General features: G+C 61.6%; 19 protein-coding genes. 8 read left to right on the top strand and 11 right to left on the bottom strand.

The window, feature by feature from the left end; genetic code table 11:
• Positions 1-127 precede the first annotated feature (127 nt).
• From cysK to tyrS, 4 genes are all read right to left on the bottom strand, one after another.
• On the bottom strand, positions 128-1,045 hold the full coding sequence (cysK, locus tag L5849_RS01005; protein WP_236923946.1) for a cysteine synthase A: 918 nt from the start codon (positions 1,043-1,045) through the stop codon (positions 128-130).
• Positions 1,042-2,361, bottom strand: a complete 1,320-nt coding sequence (locus L5849_RS01010; RefSeq protein WP_368735711.1) for an MFS transporter — start codon at positions 2,359-2,361, stop codon at positions 1,042-1,044. Before L5849_RS01010 ends, cysK begins: the two co-directional genes overlap by 4 nt.
• A gap of 65 nt (positions 2,362-2,426) precedes the next feature.
• Complete coding sequence (locus L5849_RS01015; RefSeq protein WP_115416732.1) at positions 2,427-2,765, bottom strand: PilZ domain-containing protein; 339 nt, start codon at positions 2,763-2,765, stop codon at positions 2,427-2,429.
• 113 nt (positions 2,766-2,878) lie between these two features.
• Complete coding sequence (gene tyrS, locus L5849_RS01020) at positions 2,879-4,108, bottom strand: tyrosine--tRNA ligase (protein ID WP_236923948.1); 1,230 nt, start codon at positions 4,106-4,108, stop codon at positions 2,879-2,881.
• A 32-nt stretch (positions 4,109-4,140) separates the two neighbouring features.
• Between tyrS and L5849_RS01025 the strand changes: the two genes are divergently transcribed.
• The 3 genes from L5849_RS01025 to L5849_RS01035 all read left to right on the top strand — a co-directional run bounded on the left by L5849_RS01025 (position 4,141) and on the right by L5849_RS01035 (position 7,322).
• The gene (locus L5849_RS01025; protein WP_236923949.1) at positions 4,141-4,683 is read left to right on the top strand and encodes a DOMON-like domain-containing protein; all 543 of its coding nucleotides are present in this window, start codon (positions 4,141-4,143) and stop codon (positions 4,681-4,683) included.
• Complete coding sequence (locus L5849_RS01030; RefSeq protein WP_236923951.1) at positions 4,680-5,882, top strand: exo-beta-N-acetylmuramidase NamZ domain-containing protein; 1,203 nt, start codon at positions 4,680-4,682, stop codon at positions 5,880-5,882. Before L5849_RS01025 ends, L5849_RS01030 begins: the two co-directional genes overlap by 4 nt.
• A gap of 153 nt (positions 5,883-6,035) precedes the next feature.
• Positions 6,036-7,322, top strand: a complete 1,287-nt coding sequence (locus L5849_RS01035; RefSeq protein ID WP_236923952.1) for an MFS transporter — start codon at positions 6,036-6,038, stop codon at positions 7,320-7,322.
• Here the strand turns inward: L5849_RS01035 and L5849_RS01040 are convergent.
• Together L5849_RS01040 and L5849_RS01045 are read right to left on the bottom strand one after the other, a co-directional pair.
• The gene (locus tag L5849_RS01040; protein ID WP_236923954.1) at positions 7,319-8,152 is read right to left on the bottom strand and encodes a DUF817 domain-containing protein; all 834 of its coding nucleotides are present in this window, start codon (positions 8,150-8,152) and stop codon (positions 7,319-7,321) included. The two genes, L5849_RS01035 and L5849_RS01040, sit on opposite strands and share 4 nt — an antisense overlap.
• 1 nt (position 8,153) lies before the next feature.
• The gene (locus L5849_RS01045) at positions 8,154-9,338 is read right to left on the bottom strand and encodes a VWA domain-containing protein (RefSeq protein ID WP_236923955.1); all 1,185 of its coding nucleotides are present in this window, start codon (positions 9,336-9,338) and stop codon (positions 8,154-8,156) included.
• A gap of 126 nt (positions 9,339-9,464) precedes the next feature.
• Between L5849_RS01045 and L5849_RS01050 the strand changes: the two genes are divergently transcribed.
• On the top strand, positions 9,465-10,868 hold the full coding sequence (locus L5849_RS01050) for a methyl-accepting chemotaxis protein (RefSeq protein WP_236924599.1): 1,404 nt from the start codon (positions 9,465-9,467) through the stop codon (positions 10,866-10,868).
• Here L5849_RS01050 and L5849_RS01055 read toward each other — a convergent pair.
• Positions 10,853-11,302 carry a GFA family protein gene (locus tag L5849_RS01055; protein ID WP_115416738.1) on the bottom strand — a complete coding sequence of 150 codons (450 nt, stop codon included), beginning with the start codon at positions 11,300-11,302 and terminating at the stop codon, positions 10,853-10,855. The two genes, L5849_RS01050 and L5849_RS01055, sit on opposite strands and share 16 nt — an antisense overlap.
• Positions 11,302-12,156 (bottom strand): MoxR family ATPase, encoded by an 855-nt coding sequence (locus L5849_RS01060; protein ID WP_115416739.1) that lies wholly within the window; start codon positions 12,154-12,156, stop codon positions 11,302-11,304. The genes L5849_RS01055 and L5849_RS01060 overlap by 1 nt, the downstream gene beginning before the upstream one ends.
• A gap of 102 nt (positions 12,157-12,258) precedes the next feature.
• On the opposite strand from L5849_RS01060, the gene L5849_RS01065 reads away from it, so the two are divergent.
• Positions 12,259-13,473, top strand: coding sequence for a bifunctional alpha/beta hydrolase/OsmC family protein (locus tag L5849_RS01065; RefSeq protein ID WP_236923956.1), 1,215 nt, complete (start codon positions 12,259-12,261; stop codon positions 13,471-13,473).
• On the opposite strand, the gene L5849_RS01070 is transcribed toward L5849_RS01065, so the two are convergent.
• From L5849_RS01070 to L5849_RS01080, 3 genes are all read right to left on the bottom strand, one after another.
• Positions 13,470-14,600 carry an alpha/beta hydrolase gene (locus L5849_RS01070; protein ID WP_236923957.1) on the bottom strand — a complete coding sequence of 377 codons (1,131 nt, stop codon included), beginning with the start codon at positions 14,598-14,600 and terminating at the stop codon, positions 13,470-13,472. The two genes, L5849_RS01065 and L5849_RS01070, sit on opposite strands and share 4 nt — an antisense overlap.
• A 76-nt stretch (positions 14,601-14,676) precedes the next feature.
• Complete coding sequence (gene parE / locus L5849_RS01075) at positions 14,677-16,653, bottom strand: DNA topoisomerase IV subunit B (protein ID WP_236923959.1); 1,977 nt, start codon at positions 16,651-16,653, stop codon at positions 14,677-14,679.
• Positions 16,654-16,718: 65 nt separating this feature from the next.
• Positions 16,719-17,879, bottom strand: a complete 1,161-nt coding sequence (locus L5849_RS01080) for a penicillin-binding protein activator (RefSeq protein ID WP_236923960.1) — start codon at positions 17,877-17,879, stop codon at positions 16,719-16,721.
• Positions 17,880-17,916: 37 nt separating this feature from the next.
• Here L5849_RS01080 and rsmI point away from each other — a divergent pair, with 37 nt between their 5' ends.
• Genes rsmI through gshB form a run of 3 tightly spaced genes read left to right on the top strand, consistent with a single transcriptional unit; the run spans position 17,917 to position 20,117 of the window.
• Positions 17,917-18,768: a 16S rRNA (cytidine(1402)-2'-O)-methyltransferase gene (gene rsmI / locus L5849_RS01085; protein WP_236923961.1), complete on the top strand. Its 852-nt coding sequence runs from the start codon at positions 17,917-17,919 to the stop codon at positions 18,766-18,768.
• Complete coding sequence (locus L5849_RS01090; protein WP_236923962.1) at positions 18,765-19,115, top strand: YraN family protein; 351 nt, start codon at positions 18,765-18,767, stop codon at positions 19,113-19,115. Before rsmI ends, L5849_RS01090 begins: the two co-directional genes overlap by 4 nt.
• 33 nt (positions 19,116-19,148) lie before the next feature.
• Complete coding sequence (gene gshB / locus L5849_RS01095) at positions 19,149-20,117, top strand: glutathione synthase (protein ID WP_236923963.1); 969 nt, start codon at positions 19,149-19,151, stop codon at positions 20,115-20,117.
• Positions 20,118-20,120: the final 3 nt, after the last annotated feature.

A 20,120-nucleotide genomic window follows, 5' to 3' on the forward strand; every position in this document is an offset into this window, starting at 1 on the left:
GGGTCGAATTCATGAACATCGGATAGACCGCCACTGCCGCACGGGGCACTCTATCCGACGACGGGTGCGCGTGAAGGGCGGTCGGTTCGACCACCCCACCGCTTAAACCGGGCCTTCGCGAATTACGTCACTCCGGCAGGAAGTCCGGCACCGACAGATACCGCTCGCCCGTGTCGTAGTTGAAACCGAGCACGCGCGATCCCGCAGGTAGCTCGGCCAGTTTCTGCTTGATTGCGGCCAGCGTGGCACCGCTCGAAATGCCGACCAACAGACCTTCCTTTACCGCGCATTGGCGGGCCATTTCCTTGGCCTCGGCGGCATCGACGGGGATTGCCCCTTCGATGGCGTCGGTGTGGAGATTGCCGGGGATGAAGCCCGCGCCGATGCCCTGGATCGGGTGCGGGCCGGGCTGGCCGCCGCTGATGACCGGCGAGAGTTCGGGCTCGACGCCCCAGGCCTTCATGTTCGGCCAGGTCTCTTTCAACACTTCCGCACAGCCGGTCAGGTGGCCGCCTGTACCGACGCCGGTGATCAGCGCGTCGATCGGCGTGTCAGCGAAGTCGTCTAGGATTTCCTTTGCAGTGGTCCGGGCGTGCACCTTCCAGTTGCTTTCATTGTCGAACTGACTGGGCATCCAGGCGCCCTCGGTCTTTTCGACGAGTTCCTGCGCGCGCTCGATCGCACCTTTCATGCCCTTTTCCTTGGGGGTCAGGTCAAAGGTCGCCCCGTAGGCCAGCATCAGGCGGCGGCGTTCCACGCTCATGCTTTCGGGCATGACCAGCACGAGCTTGTAGCCCTTGACCGCCGCGGTCATGGCGAGGCCAATGCCGGTATTGCCGCTGGTCGGCTCGATAATCGTGCCGCCTTCCCTGAGCTTGCCCGCCTGCTCGGCATCTTCGATCATGGCGAGGCCGATCCGGTCCTTGATGGAACCGCCCGGATTGGCGCGCTCGTTCTTCACCCAGACCTCGTGATCCGGAAACAGGCGCGACAGGCGAATGTGGGGGGTGCCGCCAATGGTGGCGAGGACAGAGTCGGCTTTCATGGCATCTGCTCCTTCAATTTCTCTTCGGGGGGAGTTTCTAGCAATTCTTCTGGTGGGTCAAAGGTTCGCGTCGTGCGCAGAACCGGAAAAATCCGCGCCCAGAGCGCGACTGTGACGATCGCTCCCGCGCCGCCGCCGACGACCGCCAACACGGGGCCGACTAGGAAAGCGAGGCTGCCGGAAAAGAAATCGCCGAATTCGTTGGAGGCGCTGATCGTGAGCAGGCTGACGGAAGACACGCGGCCGCGCTTGTCATCGGGCGTGTGTAGCTGGATCAGCGATTGCCGGATATAGACGCTGAACATATCCGCCGCCCCCACGATGACCAGCATGGCGAGGCTGAGCGGCATCGAGGTCGAAAGGCCGAAGACCACGGTGGCCAGTCCGAATATGGCAACAGCCCAGAGCATCTTCGGGCCGACATTGGTCTTGAGGGGACGGAAGCTGAACCACAATGCGGTGAGCGCGGCGCCAACGGCGGGCGCCATGGCGAGCTGGGCCAGCCCTGTCTCGCCGACCTCCAGAATGTCGCGCGCATAGACAGGGAACAGCGCGGTCGCCCCGGCAAGGAAAACGGCGAAGAGATCGAGCGTGATCGCACCCAGCACCATTTTGTTGCGCACGACATAGCGCAGCCCCTCTACCATCTGATGGATCGGGCGTTTGTTGGCTTCCCTCGGCGGCTGCTGGACTTTGCCGATAAAGGTCAGTGCAATCAGCGATAACACGAAGAGAACGCAGGCAGTCAGATAGGGAAGGGCGGGCAAGATCGCATAGGTGTATCCGCCGATCGCGGGGCCGACGATCATCCCGACTTGCCAGGCGATGCTGGACAGCGCGATCGCATTGGGCAGGATGGCTTTGGGCACGAGATTGGGCGCGAGAGCGGAGAGTGCCGGTCCGTTGAAGGCCCGGACTATACCCAGCACGATGGCAACCCCGAACAGGGCGAAAAGAGTGAGATTTCCGCTCCAGGTCAGCCAGGCAAGCGCTGCTGCGCATCCCAATTGCGCCAGCACTGTAAGTCGGGCGATATTGCGGCGGTCGAAATGGTCTGCGGCCCAGCCCGAAAATGGTGTGAGCAGGAACAGCGGCACGAATTGCAGCAGGCCAATGAGCGCGAGCTGGCCAGAGGCTTCGGCAACGCTCATCCCCCCATCGCGAGCGATATTGTACGTCTGCCATCCGATGATCAGCATCATCGCGTATTGCGCCAGAGTCATCGACAGGCGGCTGACCCAGTACGCTCTGAAATTGGCGATCCGCAGGGGCGATCGATCGGGGGTGGGGGTGGCGGTTTCGGTCACGCCGGACACATGACAGGCCCGCCTTCACTTGTGAAGACGGGCCTGCTTGTCGTTCTAGTAGAAGGCGTTGCGGATCAGCGCAGCTTACGCAGGCGCGGATTGGGCTGCAGCGTGTCGATCATCGCCAGAAAATCGTCGACCCGAATGATGCGTTCGAACTGAAAGCCCGCCCGATTGTCGCGGGTCCAGATGCAATAGGCTTCGATGCGGCCGATCACCGGCAGGCGCACGATCACTCGTTCACCGCGCTCGATACCTTCCGCATTGTCGATCATGAAGCCGTTGGCGGAAATATTGGCGATATGAAGGCGCACATCGCCCTTGCCGAAATGTTCGGCGATGACCGGGTAATCGACCGGGTGACGCGTCATGCGCCGTTGGTCGGTAACGCTCAGTTGTGCTCCGGCACTCATGCGGGCGGCCCCTCTGCGATGAAACGATTGCCCGACTTTATGGGCGTAAAAGGCTGCCAATTGGTAAACCGGTCCAGCGGTTCATCCCTCACGGAGGAACGGTTCACCGACAATTAGCGGCGAATAATCGCGTGCTTCTTTTTACCCAGGCTGAGCTTGGATTCAGTGCCTTCATCGATCGCAACCAGAAAGCCCGGATCGGTCACCGGTTTTCCATCCAGTTTAACCGCGCCTTCGGCCAGCTTCCGCTTGGCCTCCCCGTTCGAGGCGGTGAAGCCAAGCGCAGTAAGCACCGCGCCGATCCGCATACCGTCATCGCCCACTTCGAGCGATGGAAGGTCGGTCCCGGCGCCGCCTCCGGCGAAAGTTTCGGCAGCGGTGCTCGCGGCCAGGACGGCGGCGTCCTCGCCGCGCACCAGCTTGGTTACCTCATTGGCGAGAACCGTTTTCGCTTCGTTGATCTGCGCACCCCCGAGCGATTCGAGACGCGCGATCTCCTCGAGCGGGAGATCGGTGAACAGGCGCAGGAAACGGCCCACGTCGCGATCGTCGACATTGCGCCAGTACTGCCAGAAATCGTAGCTCGGCAACTGCGCTTCGTTCAGCCACACGGCCCCGGCGGCGGTCTTGCCCATCTTGGCGCCGTCGGCGGTGGTCAGAAGCGGGGTGGTCAACCCGAACAGCTCAGCGCCGTCCATGCGGCGGCCGAGTTCCATCCCATTGACGATATTGCCCCACTGATCGCTGCCGCCCATTTGCAGACGCACGCCCATTTCCTGCGACAGGTACCGGAAATCGTAGCCTTGCAGGATCATGTAGTTGAATTCGAGAAAGGTCATCGGCTGTTCGCGTTCGAGCCGCAGGCGCACCGAATCGAACGTCAGCATACGATTGATCGTGAAATGCGTGCCGACCTTCTGCAGCATCTCGATATAGCCCAGCTTGCTGAGCCAATCCTGGTTATCGACCATGACCGCATCGGTCGGTCCGTCACCGAATTTCAGCAGCCTCTCGAAGACTGTGCGAATACCGGCGATATTGGCCGCGATCGCCTCGTCGGTCAGCATCTTGCGGCTCTCGTCGCGGCCCGTGGGGTCACCGATCCGCGTCGTCCCTCCGCCCATCAGAACGATGGGTTTGTGACCGGTCTGCTGCAACCGGCGCAGCATCATGATCTGGACCAGGCTGCCGATATGGAGCGAGGGCGCGGTCGCATCGAACCCGATATAGCCGGGCACGATCTGTTCGCCTGCGAGCGCGTCGAGGCCCTCGGCATCGGTAATCTGGTGGATGTAGCCACGCTCGTCGAGCAGGCGCAGGAGATCGGAGGAGTAGTTGCTCATGACGAAGCGCCCGCTAGCAGGTAAGAGGCGGCATGAAAACGTATCGATTGCACCCGCATCCGGCCCATCCACCTTTGGCTGTTTCGAGTGTGGAAACGCGGATCGTCGGGTGGGATCGGAACTGGTTGCGCCTTCGCTGGCGCATCGAAGGATCGGGCAAACTGGTGGTCCCGCCATTTGCGGGCAAGGGCAGGGCGGATGACCTCTGGCAGACGACCTGTTTCGAAATGTTTCTAAGGCCCCCGGGAGACAGTTCCTATTCGGAGTTCAACCTGTCTCCTTCCGAACGCTGGAACGCCTACGATTTCGCGACCCGGCGGACGGGCATGACCGAACGGCCCATGCCTCGCGGCTCGGTGTGCACCATGCGTCCGGGAAGCGGTTTCGCCATCTTCGATGCTGCAATTCCTGCAGCAGGATTGCCGCAGGAAGAATGTTGCATGGCGCTCGCCTGTGTCATCGAGGAGGCTGGCGCCCAAAAGAGCTACTGGGCGCTGGAGCATGGCGGACCCACGCCCGATTTCCACGATCCGGCTTGCTTCACCGCACGGCTTGGGGCACCGACCGACACATGAAATTCGGTATTGATCGCCTCCTCGCGGAAGAGGAACTGCGCAGACCACTGGAGAGCAAGCGGGTGGCGCTGATCGCCCATCCTGCCTCGGTCACGGCCAATCTCGACCATTCGCTCGATGCGCTGATCGAGCGCGGCGTGAAGGTGTCCTCCGCCTTCGGGCCGCAGCACGGGCTCAAGGGCGACAAGCAGGACAATATGGTCGAAACCGGAGACGAGACCGATCCGCGATACGGTATCCCCGTTTTCAGTCTCTACGGCGAAGTGCGGCGCCCGACCGGCCAGATGATGTCCAGCGCCGATATCTTCCTGTTCGACCTGCAGGACCTTGGCTGCCGCATATACACCTTCGTCACGACGCTGCTCTACCTGCTGGAAGAAGCCGCCAAATCGGGCAAGAGCGTGTGGGTGCTCGACCGCCCCAATCCCGCCGGCGGCCCAGTCGAAGGAACTCTGCTCCTGCCGGGGCAGGAAAGCTTCGTCGGAGCCGGACCGATGGTCATGCGTCACGGCCTCACCATGGGGGAGATGGCGCGCTGGTTCGTCGATCATTTCAAGCTCGACGTCGACCTGCGCGTGATCGAGATGGAAAACTGGAAACCGGGCAAGGCGCCAGGTTATGGCTGGCCCGAAGATCGCATCTGGATCAATCCCAGCCCCAACGCCGCCAATCTCAACATGGCCCGCGCTTATGCGGGAACGGTCATGCTGGAAGGTACGACCTTGAGCGAAGGGCGGGGGACGACCCGACCGCTCGAAGTGCTGTTCGGCGCGCCCGATATCGATGCCAAGGCGGTGCTTGCGGAAATGCAGCGCATGGCTCCCGTATGGCTGCGCGGCTGTGCCTTGCGCGAATGCTGGTTCGAGCCGACTTTCCACAAACATGCCGGCACGTTGTGCAACGGCTTGATGATCCATGCGGAAGGCAAGTTCTACGATCATCATGCTTTCCGGCCGTGGCGCTTGCAGGCGCTGGCATTCAAGGCGATCCGCTCTCTTTACCCGGATTATCCGATCTGGCGCGACTTCCCCTATGAATACGAGTTCGACCGGCTTGCCATCGATGTCATCAACGGGGGGCCGAGCCTGCGCAAATGGGTCGACGACGGCGAGGCCATGCCCGACGATCTCGATGAACTCGCCGCAGCCGACGAGGCTGCCTGGCGCGAAGCGATCGCCCCCCACCTGATCTATAGCTGATCCGGCAGCGCAGCCGTGAAGAGGCACCCCATATCGGTAAGGCGCTGACCGACCCGATCTTCGATTTTCGACGAACGGGCTTGACGAAATCGCCTTTGGCATGGAGCTTGTGCCCCAGCGACGGGCATACCCGCGCTTCGGGAGAGAGTCTTCATGGCCACTGCGGCAGCGCGCCAGACCGGCGGATCGGTCAGAGTCACCCTGTGGATTCTGCTGATCGTCTATATCTTCAATTTCATCGATCGGCAGATCGTCAACATTCTGGCCGAACCGATCCGGCTCGAACTCGGGCTGAGCGATACGCAGATCGGGCTGATGACAGGGCTGGCCTTCGCGCTGTTCTACACCATTCTGGGCCTGCCGATCGCGCGCTTTTCCGACCGTCCTACGACGCATCGGCCCAAATTGATCGCGGCAGCGCTTGCAACCTGGTCGGCAATGACCGCGCTATGCGGCATGGCGCAGAATTTCGTCCAACTGCTGCTCGCCCGCATCGGGGTAGGGATAGGGGAGGCCGGCTGCACACCGCCCGCGCATTCGCTCATCGCCGATATGGTCGAACCGAAAAAGCGCAGCTCGGCTTTGGCCTTCTACGCCCTGGGCATACCTGTCGGCACTCTTTTGGGCATGATGATCGGCGGCCTGCTTGCCGATTTCGTGGGTTGGCGCAGGGCGTTTTTCATCGTCGGAGTGCCAGGTGTCCTGCTGGCGATCGTCGTCGCCTGGGTACTCAAGGAGCCGCGGCGGCACCTGACGCAAGCACAAGCCGCATCGAACGCGCAGCAAACCATGCCCCTGGGGCAAGCAGTCCGCTCGGTAATGGGATCCAAGGCATTCGTACTGCTGCTGGTGGCGGGGTCGGCCGCGGCATTCCTTGCTTACGGGAAGACCACCTGGACCACGATCTTCTTTCAGCGCACTCACGGGTTGACGCCGGGTGAAGTCGGCTTCTGGTTTGGCGTCGTCAATGGCGCCGCCGGTATCGCAGGGACATTTCTCGGAGGCTGGCTGGCGGATCGCTACGGCGCCGAAAATCGTCGGCACGTCCTCACGGCGCCAGCGGTGGGCATGGCGCTGGCAGTGCCGCTCGCATTCCTTGCTTATCGGGCGGACAACTGGCTCTTCGCGCTGACGCTGCTGTTTCTGCCCACACTGTTCAACTCGCTCTATTACGGGCCGACCTATTCGGCGGCACAGGGGCTGGTGCCATTGCGCGCACGGGCGATCGCGGCGGCGGTGCTATTGTTCTTCCAGAATCTTATCGGGTTGGGGCTGGGGCCGCTGTTCTTCGGCACGTTGTCGGACTGGTTGCGCCCGGAATTCGGCGAGGAAAGCGTACGTTACGTGCTTTACGGCGCGGCCTTCCTCGGTCTGCTTCCCGCCTTCTTCTTCTGGCGCTGTTCGCTGCGGCTGAATGAGGAGCTCGACCAGAAGGATTAACCGGGCTTTCGCACCGGCGAAACCAGTTCGACCAGGACGAAGCTGATCAACATCAGCAGGAACCAACTGCCGAGCTTCGCCAGGCTGACCATTTTCCAGCCATCCTCCTGTCCGGGATAGGTCCAGGCCCGTGCGAAGGTGCCGATATTCTCCGCGCCCCAAATGAACAGCGCGACCAGCAGGAAACCCAGCAATAAGGGCATCCAGCGATGGTCGCGCCAGTTACGGAAATGGACGCGCGTTCGCCAGAACAGAAGGATCGTTGCGGCGAACAACAGCATGCGAATATCGGGCAGCCAGTGATGCGCGAAGAAGTTGATGTAGATCGCGGCGGCCAGCAGCCATGTGGTCCAGCGCGCGGGATAGCCCGTGAAGCGGAAGTCGAAGATCCGCCAGACGCGCGCGATATAGCTCCCCACGGCGGCATACATGAAGCCCGAGAACAGCGGCACCGCGCCAATGTGGAGAACGCTTGCTTCGGGATAAATCCACGATCCGGCGGCGGTCTTGAACAGTTCCATCACAGTGCCGACGATATGGAATATCAGAATGACCTTCGCCTCGGCCCAGGTCTCGAGCCGGAAGGCCAGCATGGCCGCCTGTATCGCAATCGCGGAGAGGGTGAGAAAGTCGTAGCGATGAAGCGCTGCGTTTTCCGGATATAGGAAATGCGTGGCCAGCAGGAGGGCCAGCATCAGCCCCCCGAACAGGCACGCCCAGCCCTGTTTGAAACCGAACAGCACGAACTCGTAGAGCCAGAGCCGCCAGCCCGTGCCCGGATCGAATCGTTCGAGGCGGAGGCGAACCGCCTCGAAGCGGCTGTGTCTCAACTCAGGCGCCTGTTTTGCGGCTCAACTCGCGCATCGCATCGTCGAGACCGTCGAGCGTCAGCGGATACATCCGGTCGTTGACGAGATGCTTCATAACCTTGGTCGACTGCGAATAGCCCCACTGCTTTTCGGGCACGGGATTGAGCCACACGGTCGCGGGATAGGTGTTGGTCACGCGCTGCATCCAGGTGGCGCCGGCTTCCTCGTTCATATGCTCGACGCTGCCCCCCGGATGGGTGATCTCATACGGGCTCATCGCCGCATCGCCGACGAAGATAACCTTGTAATCATGCCCGTATTTGTGGAGCACGTCCCAGGTCTTGGTGCGTTCCTGCCAGCGGCGGCGGTTGTCCTTCCACACACCTTCGTAAAGACAGTTGTGGAAGTAGAAGAATTCGAGGTTCTTGAATTCGGCGGTGGCGGCGCTGAACAGCTCTTCGCACATCTTGATGAAGGGGTCCATCGAGCCGCCGACATCGAGGAATAGCAGCAGCTTGACCGCATTGTGCCGCTCGGGCCGCATATGGATGTCGAGCCAGCCCTGCTTGGCGGTACCTTCGATGGTTGCGTCGAGATCGAGCTCGTCCGCTGCACCTTCGCGAGCGAAGCGGCGCAGGCGGCGCAGGGCCATCTTGATGTTGCGCGTGCCCAATTCCTTGGTGTTGTCGAGGTTTCTGAACTCGCGCTTGTCCCACACCTTCAGCGCGCGTTTGTGCTTGCTCTCGCCGCCAATGCGCACGCCCTCGGGATTGTAGCCCGAATTGCCGAAGGGTGAGGTGCCGCCCGTCCCGATCCATTTATTGCCGCCCTGGTGGCGCTTTTCCTGTTCCTCGAGCCGCTTCTTCAGCGTCTCCATGATCTCGTCCCAGTCGCCCAGGCTCTTGATCTTCTCCATCTCTTCTTCGGAGAGGAATTTTTCGGCGACGGCCTTGAGCCAGTCTTCCGGGATATCGACCGGGTTCTGCCCGTAATCGGTCAGGATACCCTTGAACACTTTCTGGAAAACCTGATCGAACCGATCGAGCAGGCCTTCGTCCTTCACGAAGGTCGCGCGGCTGAGATAATAGAACGCTTCCGGCGATTGCTCGATCACATCGCGATCCAGCGCCTCGATCAGCGTGAGGTGTTCCTTGAAGCTTGCGGGAATGCCCGCAGCGCGCAGCTCGTCGACGAAATTGAAGAACATATACGAGGGTCTAGCGCGTGCCCGCGGCCCGCACCAGTGCTCGATTTACGACTTTGTCTTTACCGTCCGCTAACCATCCTGTCCTACGCAGGTCGCGTGAAAATCCATTCAGGGGTCAGTTTGACAATGGAACTTAGCGCGATCGATGCTCGGGGCGGATCGGCTCTGGACGAGATACCGGAAGCTTGCGGCAGGGTCACTGTCGGCTGCTCGGATGTTGCGGGCATCGTTCAGGGTGTGATCGATTCCTTTGGCCATCTACGCAGCGAATATGTCGAATTGCAGGGCACGGTGCGCGCGCTCGACGAAGACCAGCACAAGGTTCTCGAAGCGAGCGACGAGGCCCGCCTCTTGTCGGAACGGGCGATCGAGCGACTGAACGATGGTTCGTTGATGATCAACAACTCGCTGAACGAGATCGGCAATCTGCTCAGCCTCGTCGAAACTCTCACCGAGCATGTCACCGGCTTCGCTGCGGCGATGGATCAGGTACGCCGTTCGAGCCAAGAGATCGACCAGATCGCAGAAACCACAAATATCCTGGCGCTGAATGCCACGATCGAGGCGATGCGCGCGGGTGAGCAGGGCCGAACTTTCGCCGTCGTCGCGAACGAGGTGAAATCGCTCGCCAGCGAAACGCGCAAGGCTACCGAGGAGATCGGTCGCACAATCGACATGCTGGACAATGAAGCCGGGCAGGTGATCGAAAAAATCCAGACCGGCGCGGAGGCCAGCAGCCAAGCAAAGAACTCGGTCGGATCCATCGAAGACACGATGCGCAGCGTTACCGAACTGTTGCTGGAGGTGGATGGCCAGCAGGATCAGATCGCGCGTAACACGGCGACCATTTCGGACCATGTTCATCGTGTTCAGGATGTGCTTGGCGATTTCGACGGCGCAGTCAGCGAAAACGAAGATAAGCTCGCGACTGCACACGACCGGATGGAAAGCCTCGAATTGATCGCCAGTGAAATGTTCGACAAGCTGGTCAAGGCGGGCCTTTCACCACAAGACAGCGCGATGGTCGAAAAAGCGCAAGGCCACGCGCAAGACATCGTCGCCATGGCCGAAGAAGCCATAGCCACAGGCGAGCTGACAATCGAGCAGCTCTTTGACCGGGACTATCGCCCGATCGAAGGATCGAACCCCCAACGTTTCCAGACCGGATTGATGGAATGGGCGAACGAGCATTGGCGCCCTGTTCTCGACGCTGCGGCAGGCGCAGAGGGCGGCGACATTCTCGGTTCCGTCTGCAGTGATGTGAACGGCTATCTTCCGACGCATCTCACACGGAACTCGCAGGCTCCGACGGGCGATCTGGCTCACGACACCCAATATTGCCGCAATGGCCGTATCATCTTCAATCCCATAGACCAGAAGGCGAAGAAGAGCGGTGCAAGCTACATGATGGCAGTCTATCGTCACGAAAATGACGGTCAGTCTTATCGAGTGGTCCGCAATGTCTACGTCCCGCTTCTCGTCAACGGGCGCCGTTGGGGCGATTTCGAACTGGCTTACAGCTTCTCTTGAAGGGTTTCCGGGCGGCGCCATTCGGGCGATCCCGGACCGGCCTGTAGCACAGGCATGCCTTCTGGGAAGGGCGCCCAGCTTGGCGCGCTCGGCCCCCAGATAATCAGGCTGGGCGGGCATATCTCAGGATCGTCCAGCGTTCCGGCACGTACCCGCATGGGTTGCTGCGGGCCGATGACCGTCTTGCTGTACATTTGCGAGCCGCATTGCGAGCAAAATCCCCGTTCGACGGTATTGCCGCTGTCCGCGACCAGACGCATCGTCGTCATCTCACCCGAATACGCCACTGCTTCGGATGGAAACAGCACGTTCATCGTCGCCATACCCGACGCGATCCGTTGGCAATCCCGGCACCAGCAATACCGTGCTCCGATCGGGTCCGCGGTAATCTCGAACCGAACGGCGCCGCAAAGGCAGCCACCCTGATGGGGCATCAGCTTTGCCGCCGCGCCATGAAGGCTAGGCGTTCGAACATCATCACGTCCTGCTCGTTTTTGAGCAGCGCGCCGTGCAGCGGCGGAATAGCCGCGTTGGGGTTCGCATCCTGCAGCACGTCGAGTGGCATGTCCTCGTTGAGCAGCAGTTTGAGCCAGTCGAGCAACTCGCTGGTCGAGGGCTTCTTCTTGAGGCCCGGAACGTCGCGAATCTCGTAGAAGATCTCCATCGCTTTGGTGACGAGGTTTTTCTGAATGCCGGGGAAGTGGACCTCGATGATCTCGCGCATCGTCTCAGTGTCGGGGAATTTGATGTAGTGGAAGAAGCAGCGGCGCAGGAAGGCGTCGGGCAGTTCCTTCTCATTGTTCGACGTGATGACGACGATCGGGCGTTCCTTCGCCTCGATCCGCTCATGCGTTTCGTAGACGTCGAAGCTCATCCGGTCGAGCTCCTGCAACAAGTCGTTGGGAAACTCGATATCGGCCTTGTCGATCTCGTCGATCAGCAGCACGGGAAGCTGTGGTGCGGTGAACGCCTCCCAAAGCTTGCCCTTCTTGATGTAGTTCGAAATGTCGTGAACGCGCTCGTCGCCGAGCTGACCGTCGCGCAGGCGGGCGACTGCATCGTATTCGTAAAGGCCCTGCTGGGCCTTGGTGGTCGACTTGACGTTCCACTCGATCAGCGGTGCATCGATCGCCTTGGCGATCTCGTGCGCGAGGACTGTTTTGCCCGTACCCGGCTCGCCCTTGACCAGCAGCGGACGGCGCAGCGTGACTGCGGCATTGACCGCAACCTTGAGGTCGTCTGTGGCGATATAGGATTTCGTACCTTCGAAACGGGTCGGTTCGGTCATCGGTTTTCCCTTGCAACTTTACGTAAGCGTTAGGGGCCGGGCACGAGACACGCAAGGGGGCGTTGTAACCGCGAGGCCCCGACCTACGGATGTGGAGAAACTATGCCGACCGAAAAGATCACCATCGCCACCGAAGCCGGACACGCCCTGGAAGGTTCGATAGAACTGCCCACCGGCCTGGTGCGCGGCGCGGCCCTGTTCGCGCATTGCTTCACTTGCACCAAGCAGAGCAAGGCTGCCGTGAGCGTTGCGCGAGCGCTGGCGAGTAAGGGCATTGCCTGCCTGCGGTTCGATTTCACCGGGTTGGGCGGCAGCGAAGGCGATTTCGGGCGTGCCGGTTTCGCGACGGACGTCGCGGATTTGGTTGCGGCGGCAGAAACCCTGCTCGATCGCTTTGCGCAGCCGATTCTGCTGGTGGGGCACAGTCTGGGCGGGGCGGCGGTGCTCGCGGCGGCGAACGACCTCGGTTCCGAAAAGGTCGCGGCGATCGCGACCATCGGCGCGCCGAGCGACGTGCCGCACGTCCTTCAGCGGATCGATGGCGACATCGAAGCGATCCGCAAGGAAGGCGAGGGCGAAGTCACAATCGGCGGGCGGGATTTCGCACTCAGTCGCGATTTCCTGGAGAAGGTCGAAAACATCGATTTGCTGGAGGAGGTCGGGCGGCTGAAACGCCCACTACTCTTCCTTCATTCCCCGACCGATGATGTGGTCGGGATCGAGAACGCCAGCGCACTTTTCGGCGCCGCGAAGCATCCCAAAAGTTTCGTCAGCCTGGAAGGGGCCGATCATCTTCTGTTGGAGCAGGCCGACGCCCAATTCGCCGCCAGCGTGATTGCCGCCTGGGCGAGCCGCTATATCCCGATGCGCGAAGACTGGCCGATGCCGGATCAAGGCGTGGTCATAAAGACCGGGCATGGCAAATTCGGCACCGAGGTTCACACCAAAACACACCGGTTCGTCGCCGATGAACCGAAAAGCTATGGCGGCGATGATTCCGGGCCGACGCCTTACGATCTGCTCAATGCCGCGCTGGGCACCTGCACGGCGATGACGATGAAGATGTATGCGGATAAGAAGGGCTGGCCGCTTGAAGGCGTGACGGTGCAGGTCACGCATGAACGCAATCACCGGGATGAATGCGATCATGTGGAGGCTATGAAAGAAGGCCGACAGATGCAGGCGCTGAATCGCCGGATCGAATTACATGGCGATGCACTCGACGAAGGTCAGCGTCGCAAGATCGTCGAAATTGCCGACAAATGCCCGGTGCACCGCACGCTTGAAGGGGACCTGCACGTCCATACTCGAAGTTAGCGCGGGCAGTCATCCCGCTCGGTATCATATGCGGCCTGCGTCAGCCGATAGCCGGTGCGCCCGTCCCTCGGCTCTACCCGCTCGCGCCAGGGTGTCGGCTCATCCGTGAGCACAGCCTTGAGGTCGGCGCGCCCGATACAGGTGTCGAACACGTCGGAATGCCGGTTGAAGCCGCCCGATGCGGCACCCGATGTTTCGACGATGCTGAGACCCGGTAAATCCGGCCCGAGGTGACACTCGCCGTAGCGCCCCCGGTCCCGTTCCTCATAGTTCACGGAATACCGGCAGTCGGAACTCCCCAAGCGGCTGTATCCATGCAAACGGCGGGAGGTGCGAAGCGGGAAATCCTCTTGGGAGGAATAAATCGTTACGGAACGTCCTCCATGAAGCAGTGCTTCGACTGATCCCTTTTCTCGCAATACCCGATCGCGATCGACATCGGGAGAAACGAGGATGATCTTCCGGATATTGGCCGCCGCCCCTTCGTCTTCCAGATTCAGCCGTTCAACCGCTCCGATCAGCGCACGACTACCCATGCTATGCGCAACCAGCGTAACGTTGTCGATCTTGTGAACCAGCCTTCGGAGGAGGCGATCTACATGGCTCTGCGCCCATCCGATGCTCGACGCGTCGTAGATGTAGCCAAGATACCGCTTTCGGGACGGCCAAACGATCGACACGGTCGGGACCGCATAGGGATAAAGGTTTCTTACGGTGACGGCGCGTTGTAATCCGTCGTGGAAATTGTTCCGATAACCGTGGACGAATATCAGGAGCTCCTGCTGCTCTCCCAAAGAATTGACCTGGTCGACCAAGGTTTCGACCCAGTCCTCTTCGCGCAAGAGCTTGGCTTCGTGGGTCTGCCAGGGCTCATCATTGCTCCCTCTCGGCGTTACGAAACCGTAAGAAAGCGCATTCGACCGGAAGGGGGCGAACCGCAGTTCCGGTTTTCGGCAATCCGCCATGCTGCTGGCCATGAAAAAGACGTCCGGACTGCGCACGACATCGGCTGAGGAGAATTGAGCGTCGCAATCGGCACTTCGTAGCGAAAGGCTTGGGGCAGGGACGCCGCAAGAACCCAGCGCCCCGGCCATGGCAATTGCGATTAGGGAAAATCGACCGTTCATGATCCGTCCCCTTGATTGGCCGACGAAGACCATATCGGACAAATGCTCGGTGACGCAAATCTGTTCGGTAGACTCGTTACGCGTCGATCATCTCACGGTCCATGTCACCGGCATTGTTCTGGATGAAGTTGAACCGATGTTCCGGATTGCGGCCCATGAGCTGGTCGACCAGTTCCTTCACTTTCACGCGGTCTTCGAACTCGGGCGGCAGCGTGATGCGGATCAGGCTGCGTGTGTCGGGATTCATGGTAGTCTCGCGCAATTGCGCGGGGTTCATCTCGCCCAGGCCCTTGAACCGTCCGACATCGACCTTCTTGCCCTTGAACACCGTTTCCTCAAGCTCCGCACGGTGCGCGTCGTCGCGAGCATAGCGGCTCTCTTTGCCCGAAGTGAGCCGGTAGAGCGGTGGCTGGGCGAGATAAAGATGCCCATTGCGCACTATCTCGGGCATTTCCTGGAAGAAGAAGGTCATCAGCAGCGTGGCGATATGCGCGCCGTCGACATCGGCATCGGTCATGATGATGATGCGGTCGTAGCGCAGGTTTTCCGGGTCGCAATCCTTGCGTGTGCCGCAGCCCATTGCCAGTGTGAGGTCGGCGATTTCGCTGTTCGCGCGGATCTTGTCGGCGGATGCGCTGGCGACGTTGAGGATCTTGCCGCGGATCGGCAGGATCGCCTGCGTCTTGCGGTTGCGCGCCTGCTTGGCGCTGCCGCCTGCGCTGTCGCCTTCGACGATGAACAGCTCGGTCTCGCCGTTGCCTTCTCCCGAGCAATCGGTGAGCTTGCCCGGTAGGCGCAACTTCTTGGCATTGGTCGCGGTCTTGCGCTTGATCTCGCGTTCCTGCTTGCGGCGCAGGCGCTCGTCCATCCGCTCCATCACCTGGCCGAGCAGCGCCTTGCCGCGATCCATGTTGTCGGCGAGGAAATGGTCGAAATGGTCGCGTACCGCATTTTCGACCAGACGCGCGGCTTCCGGGGAAGTCAGGCGGTCCTTGGTCTGGCTCTGGAACTGCGGATCGCGGATGAAGACACTTAGCATCACCTCGGCGCCGACCATGATGTCGTCCGCGGTCAGATCCTTGGCTTTCTTCACGCCGGTCAGGTCGCCGAAAGCTCGCAACCCCTTGGTCAACGCCGCGCGCACGCCCTGTTCATGCGTGCCCCCATCGGGCGTGGGCACGGTGTTGCAATACCAGCTCGTGGAACCGTCCGAATAGAGCGGCCAGGCGATCGCCCATTCGACGCGTCCCGCCTCTTCAGGAAAGTCCTGACTGCCGGTAAAGGGCTGCGCGGTTACGCATTCGCGGCCGTCGATTTGCTCGGCAAGGTGGTCCGCAAGGCCGCCTGGGAACTTGAACACGGCCTCGGCAGGCACGTCCTCGCTGGCGAGGCTGTCGGCGCATTTCCAGCGGATCTCGACCCCGGCAAAAAGATAGGCCTTGGACCGCGCGAGCCTGAACAGCCGTTTCGGGTTGAACTGACGGTCACCGAAAATTTCGGTGTCGGGCACGAAGCTGACCGTCGTGCCACGCCGGTTGGGCGTCGGGCCGAGCTGTTCGATCGGGCCGAGCGTCTGTCCCTTGGAAAAGCTCTGCGCATAGAGCTGCTTGTCGCGCGCCACCTCGACCCGCGTATCGCTCGACAAGGCATTGACCACCGAGACACCAACGCCGTGCAGTCCGCCACTGGTGGCATAGGCCTTGCCCGAGAACTTTCCTCCCGAGTGGAGCGTCGAGAGGATAACTTCGAGCGTCGACTTGCCCGGATATTTGGGATGCTCGTCAACCGGGATGCCCCGACCGTTGTCGGCGATAATGACCCGGTTGCCTTCCTCGATGCGCATTTCTATGCGCGTCGCATGGCCTGCAACCGCCTCGTCCATTGCATTGTCGAGCACTTCGGCGACGAGGTGATGCAGCGCCCGATCGTCCGTCCCGCCGATATACATGCCGGGGCGGCGGCGCACCGGTTCGAGGCCTTCCAGCACCTCGATCGAGGAGGCATCGTAATCGCCGCTGGAGGTGGGCGTGTTTTCGAACAGATCGTCGGACATGACTGCCAGCTATATCGCGCTGCTTCGCCGCGCCACAAGCGGACGAGGCGGGTTATCCGCGCTGCTCAGAACCGAGTCGGCGCATTGTCCACAATCACGACCGTTCCATCGCGTACCTCGCGCACTTCGAAAGCACGCTCGACCAGGCCGTCGCGTCCGAAGCGGAAGGCACCGTCGAGCCCGAGAAAGCCATCCCTGGTGCGCAGTGCCCGGTCCGGGAAGTCGCGACCCACGCGCCAGTCGCGCGCAACCCGCAAGGTCAGCAGGACCGCATCGTATCCGAGCGTCGCGATGCGATAGGGCTGGCTGCCGAACCGGGCCTCGTAACTGTCGACGAAGCGCTTGTAGCGGTCATCGGAAACGGCCGAAAAAAGAGCACCCTGAAGCGCCGAGGCGCGGGTGATCGAACCTTCGCCGCTCCACAGTTCGGTGCCGAGCAATTGGGTTGCACCGCCACCGCCGGGCGAAAGCACGCCCGCGGCCTGCGCGGCCAGCCTCGGTCCGTCGGCGATCAGGACGGTATCGAAGCCGCCATGGGCTTTGAGCCGCTCGGCGGCGCTTACTACCGAAGTGTTCCCGCGCGCATAGCGTTCCGTCCAGACGACCGTGCCGCCATAGGCCGAAACTGCCCGCCGCATGGCTTCCTCGGACCGCGCGCCATACGCGCCATCGGGCGCGATGATCGCGAAGTTCTGCGATCCGCGTTCACGCGCATACTCGACTGTGCGCATGATCGACTGTTCGGGAATATGGCCCATGATGAAGACATCGGGGCCTGCCGCACCGGTATCGTTGGAAAAAGAGATTACCGGGACATCGGCCGCCCGGGCCGGAGCGAGGACCGACGGAATGTTCGATCCCAGCAGCGGACCGAGGATCAGCTTGTTTCCTTCCGTGATTGCCTGCCGCGCGGCGGCCTCGGGGCCTTTCGCGGTGTCGTAAGTCGTGATCCGCAGATTGCTCGCATTGGTGTCGAGCAAGGCCATGGTGGTGGCATTGGCGATCGCCTGACCGACCGGGCCATTCCGCCCCGACATTGGGACGAGCAGGGCGATACGATGACGCGTCTGGTCGGTGGGCAGCGCCTCGGTCGGCTGCGGTGTCGGCGTGGTGTCGACAGGCTCGGCGCGATCGGTCCCGCGTGGGAGAATCGTGGAACACCCGGCGAGCAACGCCGCGAGGCCTACGGTGACGATCGTCCGACGGTTCAAACTCCAGCGCTTCATGCTTGCCGCGTCCCTCATTGATGTTCATTGAAGGAGGGTGAACGAAAAAGCCCCTCCCGAAGATAGCCTTACACCGGGGCTCTATATCGTCGCCACCCCGATCGGCAACCTTGGTGACATAACACTGCGGGCCGTCGACGTGTTGCGGCGCTGCGATGGCATCGCCTGCGAAGATACGCGCGTTACCGGCAAGCTGCTCAAGCACCTCGGCATTTCCAGGCCGATGTGGCGCTACGACGATCACAGCGAGCATCGCGATCGTTCGCGCCTGGTCGATTCGATGCGTCAGCGTGCGGTGGCACTGGTCAGCGACGCAGGCACGCCGATGATATCCGACCCTGGCTATCGCCTGGTCAATGATTGCCGTGCCGAGGGCATTCCAGTGACCGTAGTCCCGGGGGCCTGTGCCGCGATTGCCGGTCTCGCGCTGTCGGGCCTGCCCAATGACCGCTTTCTGTTCGGCGGCTTCCTGCCCAGCAAGGACAAAGCCCGGCGTGAGGCGCTGGAGGAACTGGCCGGTGTCGATGCGACATTGATATTCTACGACACGGCTCCCCGGCTCGGAAAGTCACTGGCAGCGATAGCCGAAACGCTTCCCGACCGTGAGGTGGCGGTCGCGCGCGAACTCACCAAGCTGCACGAGGAATTGCGGCGCGGGCTTCCCGCCGGGCTAATCGCCTATTTCGAAGCCAACCCGCCCAAGGGGGAAATCGTCTTGCTGGTCGGGCCGCCGCCCGAAAGCGTTGCCCGCGAAGAGGATACCGACGCCATGCTGATCGACGCCTTGCGCACGATGAAGGTTTCGCAGGCCGCGGCGCAGGTGGCCAAGGCCACGGGGATGGATCGCAAGACCCTCTATGCCAGAGCGATGGAATTACGCTCGGCATGAAACGCCAACTGGCCGAAAAAAGCGGCCGCGAAGGCGAAACCCGCGCTGCAATGTGGCTCAGGGCAAAGGGTTGGCAGATCCTCGACCGCCGCGTGAAAACAGCGGCGGGGGAGATCGACCTGATCGCCAAGCGGCGTGGAGTGATTGCCTTCGTCGAGGTCAAATGGCGACGCAGGCGCGCCGACCTCGACCATGCGATCGACGAATACCGGCTGTCGCGCGCCGCCGCCGCCGCCGAAGCGGTGGCGCATCGTTATGCGCTGGACGGCGAAGACATCCGCATCGACGTGATCCTGCTTGCGCCGGGCAGCTTCCCTCGCCACATCGCCAATGCCTGGCAGCCGTAATCGCAAGGCAGGCGAGGATGATCGGAGACTAGAATGCCGCTACGTGTCGCCGTCCAGATGGACCCGCTCGAAACTATCAATATAGCGGGCGACAGCTCATTCGCGCTGATGCTGGCCGCGCAGGCGCGCGGGCATGACGTGTGGCATTACGATGTCGCCAGCCTTGCCTACGAAAGCGACGGGGCGCCCGGCGGCTTCATCACGGCCCATGCTGCCCCGGTGCGCGTGCAGCGGGTGGAGGGCGACCATTTCAGCGCCGGCGAACGTCGCCGGATCGACCTCGCGCGGGATATCGATGTCGTGCTGATGCGGCAGGACCCTCCGTTCCATCTGGGCTATATCAGCAGCGCTTTGCTGCTCGACCGGCTTAAGGGCACGACGCTGGTGGTCAACGACCCGCGCGAAGTCGTGAACGCGCCCGAGAAAATGTTCGTGCTCGATTATGCGCAGTATATGCCGCCAACTCTCGTCGCTCGGCATCTGGACGATCTGCGCGATTTCCAGAAGAAGCACGGTTCGGTGGTGGTCAAACCGTTGCACGGCAATGGGGGCAAGGCGATCTTCCGGATCGATGCGGAGGGGACGAACCTATCGGCTCTGTCCGAAGTTTTCGACCAGACCTGGCCCGAACCGCATATGGTCCAGCCCTTCATTCCCGAAGTCAGCGAAGGCGACAAGCGGATCGTGCTCGTCGATGGGGAATTCGCAGGGGCAATCAATCGTTTCCCTGGCGAAGGTGAGTTCCGTTCGAACCTGGCGCAAGGGGGACATGCCGAAGCGACAACGCTGACGGCGCGCGAAGAGGAAATCTGCGCCGCGATGGGGCCGGAATTGAAGCGCCGCGGTCTGGTTTTCGTCGGTATCGACGTGATCGGCGGCAAATGGCTGACCGAAATCAACGTCACCTCTCCTACCGGCATCGTGGCGATCGACACCTTCAACGGTACGGATACAGCCGCGCTGATATGGGAGGCGATCGAGCGGCGTCACGCGGCGATGTGACCG

It is taken from the genome of Erythrobacter sp. SN021, assembly GCF_021864455.1.